The sequence below is a fragment of the Pseudomonas sp. LH1G9 genome, from assembly GCF_002949975.1.
GTDB lineage: Bacteria > Pseudomonadota > Gammaproteobacteria > Pseudomonadales > Pseudomonadaceae > Aquipseudomonas > Aquipseudomonas veronii.
The window spans coordinates 1,913,172-1,925,242 of the sequence record NZ_CP026880.1 but is presented as its reverse complement, the minus strand read 5'-3'; the positions used below and the strand labels follow the sequence as shown (position 1 = coordinate 1,925,242).

The 12,071-nt window shown below is 62.2% G+C and carries 10 protein-coding genes; 2 read left to right on the top strand and 8 right to left on the bottom strand.

The annotated features are described in order from the left end of the window. Positions 1-94 precede the first annotated feature (94 nt). Complete coding sequence (locus C5F70_RS09125; protein ID WP_017845718.1) at positions 95-319, top strand: YgdI/YgdR family lipoprotein; 225 nt, start codon at positions 95-97, stop codon at positions 317-319. 75 nt (positions 320-394) lie between these two features. Here C5F70_RS09125 and C5F70_RS09120 read toward each other — a convergent pair whose 3' ends face one another. The 8 genes from C5F70_RS09120 to C5F70_RS09085 all read right to left on the bottom strand — a co-directional run bounded on the left by C5F70_RS09120 (position 395) and on the right by C5F70_RS09085 (position 11,065). Beyond that, complete coding sequence (locus C5F70_RS09120; protein WP_017845717.1) at positions 395-1,819, bottom strand: lipase; 1,425 nt, start codon at positions 1,817-1,819, stop codon at positions 395-397. 59 nt (positions 1,820-1,878) lie between these two features. Next, positions 1,879-3,222, bottom strand: coding sequence for a TolC family outer membrane protein (locus C5F70_RS09115; RefSeq protein ID WP_017845716.1), 1,344 nt, complete (start codon positions 3,220-3,222; stop codon positions 1,879-1,881). Positions 3,223-3,224: 2 nt separating this feature from the next. Beyond that, on the bottom strand, positions 3,225-4,526 hold the full coding sequence (locus tag C5F70_RS09110; protein WP_104903144.1) for an HlyD family type I secretion periplasmic adaptor subunit: 1,302 nt from the start codon (positions 4,524-4,526) through the stop codon (positions 3,225-3,227). Further along, positions 4,523-6,274 carry a type I secretion system permease/ATPase gene (locus tag C5F70_RS09105; protein ID WP_104903143.1) on the bottom strand — a complete coding sequence of 584 codons (1,752 nt, stop codon included), beginning with the start codon at positions 6,272-6,274 and terminating at the stop codon, positions 4,523-4,525. The genes C5F70_RS09110 and C5F70_RS09105 overlap by 4 nt, the downstream gene beginning before the upstream one ends. Before the next feature lie 104 nt (positions 6,275-6,378). After that, a complete protein-coding gene (locus C5F70_RS09100; protein ID WP_104903142.1) occupies positions 6,379-6,747 on the bottom strand; it encodes an AprI/Inh family metalloprotease inhibitor in 369 nt (122 codons plus the stop codon). 48 nt (positions 6,748-6,795) lie between these two features. Further along, entirely contained in the window at positions 6,796-8,229 is a 1,434-nt protein-coding gene (locus C5F70_RS09095) for a serralysin family metalloprotease (RefSeq protein WP_104903141.1), read from the bottom strand. 358 nt (positions 8,230-8,587) lie between these two features. Further along, the gene (locus C5F70_RS09090; protein WP_104903140.1) at positions 8,588-9,691 is read right to left on the bottom strand and encodes a P1 family peptidase; all 1,104 of its coding nucleotides are present in this window, start codon (positions 9,689-9,691) and stop codon (positions 8,588-8,590) included. A 9-nt stretch (positions 9,692-9,700) separates the two neighbouring features. Further along, positions 9,701-11,065 carry an APC family permease gene (locus C5F70_RS09085; protein WP_017845710.1) on the bottom strand — a complete coding sequence of 455 codons (1,365 nt, stop codon included), beginning with the start codon at positions 11,063-11,065 and terminating at the stop codon, positions 9,701-9,703. A 199-nt stretch (positions 11,066-11,264) separates the two neighbouring features. Here C5F70_RS09085 and C5F70_RS09080 point away from each other — a divergent pair, with 199 nt between their 5' ends. Next, a complete protein-coding gene (locus C5F70_RS09080) occupies positions 11,265-12,059 on the top strand; it encodes a helix-turn-helix transcriptional regulator (protein WP_017845709.1) in 795 nt (264 codons plus the stop codon). Positions 12,060-12,071 lie beyond the last annotated feature (12 nt).

Below are 12,071 nucleotides of genomic sequence, written 5' to 3'. Positions count from 1 at the left end.
TTGCGTAAAAGTGATCAGATAGGGGAATTGATGGCGTAACATTTATGGCCCGCAGCCTCAGGCCGCGGGACTTTTCAGGGTTAAGGTAAGGGTTATGAACATGAAGAATTTGGGTCTGCCACTGGTTGCACTCACTTTTCTGGTATTGGCCGGTTGCGCGACGCAAACCGTAGTGACATTGCAGAACGGCACGCAGTATTTAACCAAAGACACGCCGAAGACCAAGACCGCCGACGGCTTCTATGAATTCACCGACATCGCCGGCAAGCGCATCCGCGTCAGGGCCGATGATGTGGCCACGGTTCGCAAGGAAGACTGATCCCTCCCGGCATCCTTCATCAAACATGTGGGAGCCCGCTTGCTCCCACCGTTTGAACCGCGTGCCAACGCGGTTTCAACCGATCACGACGCCCTCCCCCGACCAGTTGCTCACCCCCACCAACGTCACCGAATCCGCGCCAAAACTGATCACCGTATCGCCGCCCACCGCCTTGGCGTGCTCGCGATAATCCAGGCTGCCCTGCACATCCGTGAACACCAGTTTGTCGCTCGATTGATAGCCGATCACCCGATCCTGGCCAAACGGCCCGCTGAACAGAAAGGTGTTATGGCCACTGTTGTCGCGAAGGGTGTCGTTGCCCTTGCCGCCTTCGATGAAGTCCGCGCCCTTGCCGCCCTGGATCAGGTCATTACCGTCGCTGCCGATGATGAAGGTGTTGCCCTTGTGCGGCTCGGCATTGCGGTTGAGGTCCTGCACCCAGGTGGTAGCCCGCGCCGGGTCGGACAGGTTGGCGACGATCACCGTCGAGTCCCGGCTCATCTGGTCGTAGAACCCGGATTCGAGCACGCGGGTCATGCCGTCGCCATAACCGCTGGGCAAATGCGACACCCAGGTCGGCAGGTTGGCAATGGAAAACGGCAGCACGTTCCACAGCGTCGAGGCGTAGTGATCGTTGAAGCTGACGATGTTGTCGGTGGTCGATTCATGGGGTTTGTCATGCACGCCCAGGGACGACAGGTTGAAGGATGAACCGTCCAGCGCACGGAATACCGGGTCGTTTTCATAGCCGATGTTCAACACCTTGTCGCCGGCGCTCTGGGTCGGCGACGCGTAGGCCACATAGTTGGCGTCCTTGTAGAACCCCGACCATCGCTGGTCGCTCAACTCCGCCAGGCTGTTGACCGCCAGCCCGCCGAGGCTGTGGCCGCTGACCAGCACGTCGGAACCGCTCAGGCCATGGGCACCGGCATACTCGGCAACCGCCTTGAGCAAACCGCCGAAGGCTTCGCCGGCGTAGTTCTTCGCGTAATCCCTGGGGCCCAGGGCGGCGAGCAGATCGCTGAGCAGATCACCGATGGAATCGCTGATCAGGCTTTCCCGCGGCCCCGACGTGCCACGAAAGCCGATGCCGATTTCGAGCAGTCGACCGGCGTCATCGTACTTGCCCAGCACTTCGGCCTGCGCGGTGGTGTAGCCAGCCTTTTCACCGAAAAACGTGCCCCTGGCGTCAACCTTGCCGACGTAACCCAGGGTGCTCGCGCTGAGCGGCGTCCATCCGGCGTGTTGCAGCGCTTCCAGGGCGGCCTTTTCCGAATCGGGATTCCACGGGATACCGGGGATCACGCCTTGGGAGTCGGCACCACCGAGCAATGCACCGACCAGCGTCGCCGGCAGGCCAACGCCCAAGCCGTGGTGCTGATAGCCCACCGCAAAGCCGTTATCCAGGTTGTGGTAGGTATACAGCGTGATCGCCATCGCATCGGCGAACAGCGCTTTGGAACCCTCGGTGCCAAGGTTTTTATAATCAAAGATTCCCATCGGTAGTGCCTCTCTGTTGTTGGAGTTGTCGAGAAAGCGCAATGACGTCCCAGGTGCTGCTACGGCTGCTTGCCCACCGGCCCAAAGGCCTCATCGACTTGCGCCAGGTCGGTATCGCGCAGGTTGCCGGCGTAGTAGTGCAATTTGGTCCAGGCCATCAGGTAGTCATAACGCGCCTGGGCCAGGTCGCGCCGGGTGCTGTAGAGCTGCTGCTCGGCGTTGAGCGCATCGAGGTTGACCCGCTCGCCGCCGAGGATGCTTTGCCGGGTCGACACCACCAGCGCCTCGGCCGAGGTCAGGGCTTTCTGGTAGGCGCGCAGCTTGCTCACGCCCGACAGGCAGGCGCTGAACTGGCGACGCAGTTCGATCAGGGTTTCGCGGGTCTTGCCTTCCAGCTCGTATTCGGCCTGCTCCATGGCGCGGCTGGCCTGGCGCGTGGACGCGGAGACAGCGCCACCGGCATACAATGGCAGGCTGACTTCGACGCCGATGGTGTTGGTGTCGTAGCGCTGGTTGTAGGTGTTGCCGCTGTCGGATTCCTGCTGGCGCGAACTGGCATACGCGGTGATCTTCGGCAAGTGCCCGGCACGGTTGCGCTCCACTTCATAACGCGCCACTTCCAGGGCCTGGCGTTGCGAGGCCAGCGTCGGGTTGTTGCTGATCGCCAGCGCGTGCCAGGTGTCGTAGTTGGCCGGCGTCAGGCTGAAGGCGGCGAAGCGCTGATTGAGCGGCGCGAGGTCGTGGATGTTGACGCTCTGCACGCCGATCAACGCGCCCAACGCTCTTAACGAGGCGTCCTGTTCATCCAGCGCCTGGATTTCTTCGGCGGTGGCCAGCTCATAGCGCGATTCGGCTTCAAGGATGTCGGTGCGCGTGCCCTCGCCCTGCTGGAACAGGTGCTGGTTCTGCTGAAACTGCTGCTCGAAGGCGTTTTTCTTGGCGCGGGCGATCTCGATCTGGTCTTGGGCGAACAACGCTTGGGTGTAATAGCTCAACACCCGCACCAACAGCGCCTGGCTCTTGTCGCGAAAACTTTCATCGGCAAACAGCGCCTGGGCCACACCCTTGCGGTAGTTGGCATAGGCTTCGTAGTCGAACAGCGGCTGCTGCAGGCTGAAGGTCGAGCCGTAGCTGTTGTAATTGCGCGCGTCGCGATAGCTGCCGCCACGCCCGTCAGGCAGGTGGGCTTCGGAATTATTGCGCCCCTTGTTGTAGTTGTAGGACAGCCGCGGCAGCAACCCGGCGCGGCCGATGGTGCGGTTTTCCAGGCCGGCGTCGCGTTCCTTGAGCGCGCCAAGGAACACCGGATCGTTGCGCAGAGCCTGCTCGTACACATCGAACGGGCCCATGGCGGCCTGGGCAGGCGCACAGCTCAACAGCACGGCAATGAACAGCGGTTTCATGTTCATTCCTCGGTCAACGCAGAGCCGGCGCGGTCGAGCAGCGGCTTGAACAGGTAATTGAGCAACGAGCGCTCGCCGGTACGCACGAACATCTCGGCGGGCATGCCCGGCTTGATCACCAGGCCGTGGAGTGTTTCCAGCGCGGCCTCGCTGACGCTGGTGCGCAGCACGTAGTACGGCGCGCCGGTCTTTTCGTCGAGCAGTTGGTCGGCAGAAATCAGACTGACCTGCCCCGGCACACGCGGGGTACGACTCTGGTTGAACGCGGTGAACAGGATATCGACCGGCAGGTGGGTGCCGACCTTGTCCACCAGGTGGACCGGCAAATGCCCCTCGACTTCCAGCCGCGTGCCCTGCGGCACGATCTCCAGCAAGGTCTCCCCGGCACGCACCACCGCGCCTTCGGTGTGGACGCCGAGGTTGACCGCAATGCCATCGGCCGGCGCGTTGATTTCGCTGTGTTGCAGGTCGAACCCGGCGGACGTGAGTTGCTGCTCCAGGGTCAGGCTGCGCAGTTGCGCGTCGGCCAGTTGGCTGCGCACTTCCTTCTGGTATTCGTCGCTGTGCTGCTGCAGTTTGAGCCGCGATTCGAGGATGCCCTGCTCCACTCGGCCGCTTTCGCCGGTGTTCTGCGCCAGGTCCTGTTGCACCTGGGACAACTGGCGCTGGTACTCCATCAAACGGTTGCGCGGGATGTAGCCATTGTCGGCCAGGGGCTGCAGATTGCTCAGTTGATCGCGCAGGGATTGAGCCTGGGCGCTCAGGTCGCTGCGTGCGCGGCGCATGCCATTGAGCTGCGCCGTGGCGCCGTCGATATTCGCGCGAATCCCCGCCTGTTCACGGGCAAAGGCTTCGCGGCGGCTGCTGAACAGTTGGCGCTGGCCTTCGAGCACCAAGGCCAGCGCAGGGTCCGGGGCGGTGCGGAGTTCGGCGGGAAACACGATGGCCGCGCGATTGTCGCGCTCGCTCTGCCAGCGCGCCACACTGGCCCAGGCCAGGCGGTACTGCGCTTGCAGCGATTGCACATCGGCCTGGTTCTGGGTCTGGTCGAGACGAAACAGCGGCTGGCCCTGTTTGACCGTCTCACCTTCGCGCACCAGGATGCGGCTGACCACGCCGGGGCTGAAGGTCTGCACGGCCTTGCGCTTGCCCGAGACCACCACGGTGCCCTGCACCGGAATGCCCTGGTCCAGCGGCGCCAGGCTGGCCCAGAGGAAAAACCCACCGGCGCCGACCACCGTCAGCCACCAGCCCAGACGCACGAAAAAAGCGGCGTCGCGTTGTTCCACAGTGAGCATGCTCATGCGCCTGGATTCCTTGCGGTTTGATACTGACGACTGAAACTGACGCCGGTTTTTTCCTGCGTCGCCGCCTGCTGGCCGGACAACGCGCGCAGCACGTCCTGGCTCGGCCCAAACGCTTGCAGGTGGCCTTCGTTGAGCACCAGCAACTTGTCGGCCTGGGCCAGGACCGAAGAGCGGTGGGTAACGAGAATCACGCTGCTGCCCTGGGCCTTCAGCTGCACGATGGCGCTGGCCAGCGCGGCTTCACCGACGGTGTCGAGGTTGGAGTTGGGTTCGTCCAGCACAACCAGCCGCGGCCCGCCATACAGCGCACGCGCCAGGGCCACCCGTTGCTTCTGGCCGCCCGACAGGCCGCCGCCGTTGTCGCCCAACACGGTGTCGTAGCCTTGCGGCAGGCGCAGAATCAATTCATGCACCCCGGCCTGTTGCGCCGCCTGGACCACCTGCGCCGGGTCGGCATCGCGAAAGCGCGCAATGTTGTCGGCGATGCTGCCGCTGAACAGTTCGATGTCCTGGGGCAGGTAACCGATGTGCGGGCCAAGATCGTCACGGTCCCAGCGATGGATATCCGCGCCATCCAGGCGCACGGTGCCGGCCAGGGTTGGCCAAACGCCCACCAGCACCCGCGCCAGCGTGGACTTGCCGGACCCCGACGCGCCCAGCACCCCCAGCACCTCGCCAGCGCCCAGGTGGAAGCTGACCTGATGCAGCGTCGCCAGGCGTCGACCCGGCGGGCCGGCGCTGACCTGCTCGAAACTCACCTGACCCTTGGGGGCGGGCAAGGCCATCGGCTCGACGTCCGGCGCAAATTCGCGCAGCAGTTGGTCAAGCCGCTGATAGGCCAGCTTGGCCGAACTCCACTGCTTCCACACGGCAATCAACTGGTCGATCGGGCTGAGCACCCGCCCCATCAGGATCGAACCGGCGATCATCATCCCGGCGGTCATCTCGCCCTTGATCACCAAGAATGCGCCCAGGCCGAGCACCAACGATTGCAGGCACAGGCGCAGGGATTTGCTCAGGGCGGTGATCACCGAGCCGGTGTCGCTGGCCGCGTTCTGCAAGCCCAGGAACTGCGAATGCACGGCAAACCAGCGCTGGCGCAACGCGCCGAGCATGCCCATGGCCTGGATGGTTTCGGCGTTGTGCAAATGGCTGGTGGCCAGTTGGCTGGATTGCTGGGAGTAACCGCCAGCCTCAGCCAGGGGCTTGTTGGTCAGGTATTCATTGAGGCAGGCCAGGCCGATCAGCAGCAAGGCCCCCGCCGTGGCCAGCACGCCCAGCCACACGTTGAACAGGAAAATCACCAACAGATAGATCGGAAACCACGGCGCATCAAAAAACGCGAACAGCGCCGGCCCGGTGATGAACTGGCGGAGATGGGTCAAATCTGCCAGGGACTGCCCGGCATGCCCTTGGCCGCGTTGCAGGTTGCGTTCGAAGGCAGCTTTATACACGCGCAAGTTGAAGCGCCGTTCCAACTGGCTGCCGATGCGGATCACGATAAAACTGCGGATGACTTCCAGGCTGCCGATAAAGGCGAAGAAACCGACGACCATCAGCGTCAACATCACCAGAGTGGTTTCATTCTGGGAGGACAGCACGCGGTCATACACTTGCAGCATATAAATGGACGGCACCAGCATCAGCAGGTTAATTAATGCAGTGAAACAGCCAACACTGATCAAAATACTTTTATATTCACCCAGCGCCTTGAATAAAGGCGCAACAACAGGGGGCTTCGCCATGGTGTTTGATCTTCCTTGAACCCAATGACCGGCAATAGTTGCCCCAGCCCCTGAATAAGCGGCGGCCAACTATTAAATTCGAGTTATAGCGTTATAACTGGAAACTAAGGTATTCGTTGCAATGTCACGATATCGCCAGATGGCGTGCGCGCCTGGTATTCACCGTCGCGCTGACGATTCAAGTGGGTAATCCCGGAACCTTCGGCATTCATCAACCAGATCCCGTCCGGCGTCGGCGACCATGTCAGGGGTTTGTCTCCCAGCCATTGCTCGACGCAGGCCACATCGCCCCCCACGGCGGTGGCTTGCTCCAGCAAATCCAGGGCACAGACCTGATCCTGTCGGTGCAGTTGCCAATGTCCGGCCAACTGCGCGGTGGTGGGTAAAACGAGACTGCTAGCCATTGCGTGGGCTCCTGCCGACACGAACAACACCTGTAGGACACAGGCGATCAAATGCACAAAATGCGGCATGTGTATGCCCCTCCTGGAAGCGCGGCGCCACAACGCCGCGCCGGTGCATCAGGCCACGATGTCGCTGACCGCTGCCTGGCCCACGGTGGTGACGAGGAAATCCGCCACGCCGTGCCCGGAGAAGTCCACGGCCAAGGTACCCAGGTGGGTGCCCGAGGCATAGCTCAATACTGCGTCGCCGGCATGCCCGGTGAACGCGTTGACGAAGCTCAGGCCCGCACCTTTGGTGATGCCGCTCAGGTCGATCTTGTCGGCGCCGCTGGTGAAGTCAAAGATCTTGTCCGCCGCACCTGGCTTGGAATCGGAACTGGCACCGAACACAAAGGTGTCGTTGCCGGCGCCGCCCCACAGTTGGTCGGCACCGCCAGCGCCGTAGATGAGGTCGTTGCCGGCCCCGCCCTTGATCAGGTTGGCGGCATTGTTGCCGATGATCAGATCGTTGCCCGCGCCGCCGAAGGCGTTTTCCACGGTGACGCCCTTAGCGATGGACACGTTGCCCACCAGGCCGCCAACGTCGGAGAACGAGGTCTCATTGAGGTTGATCTTCTGGTTCTGGGTGAAACCGGAAAAATCCAGGGTGTCGTTGCCGCCGCCGTCCCAGACCGAAAACACCAGCTTGTCGGCGTTGGCGGTGGCGCTGAGGAAATCACGCCCGGTGTTGGAGTTGAAGCCGTAGGTGGTGTCGCCGGCGCGGGTGGCGTAGTTCGCGCCGTAAAGCTTCTGGATCGCCGCGATATCGTCGATCAACGGCCCGGAGGCATAGGCCTCGACCCCGCCCTTGCTGAAGTTCTGGTTGGTGTTGCTCTCACTCCAGTAACTCATGAGGCTGTAGCCGCGCGTGTCCTGTCCATAGGTCGCGTCGTTGTAGGTCGGGTTGCCATTCCCGGCGTTGTAGTCGCCGGGGTGAGCCAGGCCCAGGGTATGACCGATCTCGTGGGTCAGGGTCTGCCGGCCGTAGTTGTTCAGGTCCGGGGTCTTGTTGGGTGTGTAGCTGCTGTTGGTCAGGTACCACGAGGTGCCGTCGTAGCCCGCGCCGGTGCCGGGCAGGTAGGCGAAGGCCGCCGCGCCGTCCTGGCCGCCGCTGTAGTTGCCGAAGGTCATATGCCCATCGCCGCCGCGAGCCTTCTCGGTGAAGGCAACGTTGGCGACATCCGACCAGGATTGCATGGCCAGCGCGGCCTGGGCTTTCTGCTGGCTGTTGAACTGGCTGAAGCCCGAGATGCCATGCTTGTTCAGCGTGCTCGAGGAGGCCGAGGTCAGGAAGGTGTAGGTCAGGTCGATCTTGCCGTTGCCGTCGACGTCCCGGTACGCGGCGCCGTCGCGCAGCAGCTGGGTGGCGGCCTGGTCAACGGAGTAGGAGGGTTTGCCATTGATCGTGAGGTTGCCGCCACGGTCGTACAGATGGCTGAAACTATCGATTTGCGTATACGCAGTGCTGGCTTGCGCGGCAGACACAATAGCCTGGTCTTTTACTTTTGACATAAACGTACTTCCTTGTGTGCAAGTGCATCAGTCTTGGGTCGATAGGAACCCCGCTGGCGAGATCGTCCTATCACTCGCCTCTTTTGAAGGCGTCACGAAACTGACACAACTTGAAATCTTTCGTCTACATCTATTTACGCAGTGAAAACCGACAAGCCGGCAACTTAAGCAAGTCGCGTGCAATGTTTATAGGGGGTTAGTTGCTTTTGTCCGACAAAAAGCACCGTGCTGTTATTTAAATATTAAATAGCGGTAAAGCCGCTCAACTTGAGCGGCGCACTTGTTTAGATGGATCCAATATATTGTCACGGTGTCATTCGCCGCATTAAAGAACCAGCATCTTTATAAATACACCGGATTATCGGCAGCTGTTCCAGCCCGTCTCGCGCAATGCCTGCAACAGTGTTTCGCCGTCCAGGCCCGGCACTCGCACCCCGTCGTCGGTGGTCATGCTCTCACCGGCCAGCATGGCGTTGACGATCGCCTCCTCCACTGCCTCCGCCGCGGCGAGGAACAACGGGGACATATGATCGTTATTGACCATCTGCACCGCGCTGCTGAACGCCAGGTCCTTGCGCCCATAGTCCGCCGGGGGCAGCGCCTGATTGCCGGTGGCGAAGGCCAGGAACAGGTCGCCGCTGGAGTCCTCGGTGCCGCCGCCGGTGCGCGCAATGCCGATGGACGCGCGTTGCGCCAGGCGCCGGCATTGATGGGGCAGCAACGGCGCATCGGTAGCCAGGATCACCACGATCGAGCCCATGCCCGGCGTGCCCCGCTCGGCGAACGGCGATGGGATCGCCATCAACTGCCGGCCCACCGGGTAGCCGTCGACCCGCAGTTCCTGGCGCTTGCCATGGTTGGCCTGCACCAGCACGCCGACCGTCCAGCCGCCCTGCTCCGCCGGCAACCGGCGCGACGCGGTGCCGATGCCGCCTTTGAATTCATGGCAGATCATCCCGGTGCCGCCGCCCACCGCGCCTTCCTGTACCGGGCCGCTTTCGGCGTGCTCCAGCGCCTCGCGCACATGCGCAGGCTTGACGTGCTGGCCCCAGATATCGTTCAGCAGGCCGTCGTAGGTTTCCATCACCACCGGCATGCACCAGTACACGGCCGGGTCCGCCAGGCGCTCGCGTTCCAGGGCAATCAGGGTGTCGCGCACAATGCCGAGGCTATGGGTGTTGGTGATCGCCAGTGGCGTGGTCAACAGCCCGGCTTCGCTGATCCACTCCAGGCCCGTGGCGTCGCCATTGCCGTTGAGCACGTGATACCCGGCAAAGCACGGCTGCTGCCGCGCCTCGCCGGCACGCGGCTGGAGCACTGTGACGCCGGTACACACCTGTTTACCGTCGACGCGGGTCTTGAGCGTGCTGTGGCCGACCCGGACGCCGGGAACATCGGTGATGGCATTCAACGCGCCGGGCGTGCCCAGCCCCAACGTGATGCCCAATTGACGTGCGCGCATAACCACTCCTTACAGTTTCTGATACGCCGGACTCAACCGGCCACTGATGCAATACAGAATCACCGACAGCGCCAGCAAGCCGATGATGACCATGATGTCGCGCACCGAAGCCTCCGCGATCAAGGTCATCAACAGATACCCGGCGCCCAGCACCGCCAGCAATGCTGGCAGCGGCCACAAGGGCATGCGATACGGATGTGCGCGCTCACGCAGCAGCACCCGGCTCATCAGCGCACTCAAGGCCACGATCAGGTACACCAGCATGATCAGCAGCACACTGAACGAGGTGAGGTCCGCCAGGTTGGAGCTGAAACTCAGCAGCGCCGAAGGGATCGCCAGGAACAGCGTCGCCAGCCAGGGCGAATCCCAGCGCGGGTGAATGCGCGTGAACAGTTTGTTGATGGTCGGCGTCCACAGGGCGTCGCGGCCGCTGCTGAATACCACGCGGCCGATCTGGATCACGATGGCGACGATGGCGTTGAATACCGAGAGGAAGATCCCGGCACTGACCAGGCGTGACAAGGTTTCGTTGCCATGGCTGGTCAGCAGGTAGCCGATGGGGTCGGGGCTGCTGATCATCGCACTCAGCGACGGCGCACCGATCAGCAGTGCGGTGATCGGCACCAGTTCGATCACCACCACCAGCCCCAGGGACCACAACACCGCTTTGTGTACGCCCTTGCCGCCGCATTTCATGTCTTCGGCCAGCAGCACCGCCGGCCCGTAGCCATTGAAGGAGAACAGGCCGATGCCGACCGCACCGATCACCAGGGCCCAGGGCGCCAGGTGCAACATGCCGTTTTCGACGATCTGCGGCTGAAACAGCACGCTGACCGGCTGCACCGGATGGCCGAAGCCGAGGAACACGATCACCAGCAAGGCCGCCACTTCCAGCAGCAGGCAAGTGCCGGTGATCCAGGCATTGAGCTTGATATTGAGGATGCCCAGGGCGTAACTGCACACCACAATGACCAGCGCAACGGTCTGGGCATCGAACCGGGTGCCCAGGGCGTTATTCAAGTAGGTCGCCGCGCCCGTGGCCAGTACCGGTGGGATAAACAGCAACATCACCAGTACCGTCAGGAACGTCGCATAGCCCGCCATGCCGCCGAATACCCGTTTGGCATACACATATTCACCGCCAGCGCTGTTGTGGGCGCGGCCCAGTTCGGCGTAGCAAAAGGCGAACATCAGCGCGAGCAAGGCGGCCATGACAAAGGCCAGGAACACGCCGCTGCCGGCCTGTTGAATGGCGAACGGGGCGATCACGAACACCGAACTGGCGGGCGTCACCGCCGAAACGGTAATGGCCACCACATCGAAGACGCTCAGGGTGGGCTTGAGCACGCCGTCAGGCGCGGGGGAAGCACTCATATCGTTATCCTCTGTCGTTGTTTTTTGTGTGAGGCAGAAACGAAAAGTCTGAAAGTCGTGGGATATGTTTCCCACTCAATGATCGCGAAGTTAAAGCCAGAGCTGTTGTCAGCCAATTCCCCTATTGGCGTACTCCCCTTGACGACACCCGGCAAAAGCCGAACCCTTGGCCGATCTTTTGATGAGGGGAACCTGTGACATGAGCCTGTTCAGGGAAGTCGGCATGCATGCGGGGCTGGGACGCACCCTGTCACAGATCGGCAGCGAGCGATTCTGGAAACAGCTGGTGCTGTTGTTGCACCAATGCCTGCCGTTCGATAACGCCCTGGCGATTTTCTACCCGCTCGACGGCCTGCCCCAGGCCCTGGAGGAATACGACGCCCAGCCCAGCAGCAAACCGGCGTCGATGCTGGTGTACCTCAACGGCCTGTACGTGCTCGACCCGTTTTTCCAGGCCTGTCGCGAAGGGTATGCCAGCGGCGTGTACCGCCTGGAGGAAGTGGCGCCGGACCATTTCCGCCAGAGCGAATACTTCCTCAATTACTTCCACGACAACGTGCTGGAAGACGAGGTGCAATTCATCCTGCAACTACCTGGCGCGGGCACGTTGTCGCTGTCACTGGGCATGCAGCGGCGCTTCAGTGCTGAAGAAACCGGGCTGCTGACCACCTTGGCGGCGTGGGTGCTGCCGTTGATGCAGCAGCATTGGCAGCAAAGCACCCAGCGTGTACCGGCAGCGCAGGCGATGGCCAGCCAGATTCGCGATGCGCTGAGCCATTTCGGCTGCGGCGTGCTCTCGGACCGCGAGCTGGAAGTCGCCCGCCTGGTACTGCGCGGGTTCTCGTCCAAGGCCATGGCCGAGCGCCTGAATATCTCGCCGGATACGGTCAAAGTGCATCGCCGGCATCTGTACGCCAAGCTGGATATTTCTTCGCAGCCGGAGCTGTTTTCGTTGTTTATCCAGTCGTTGGGGCATGACCTGGAAAACCCCTGAAATCCAAATGTG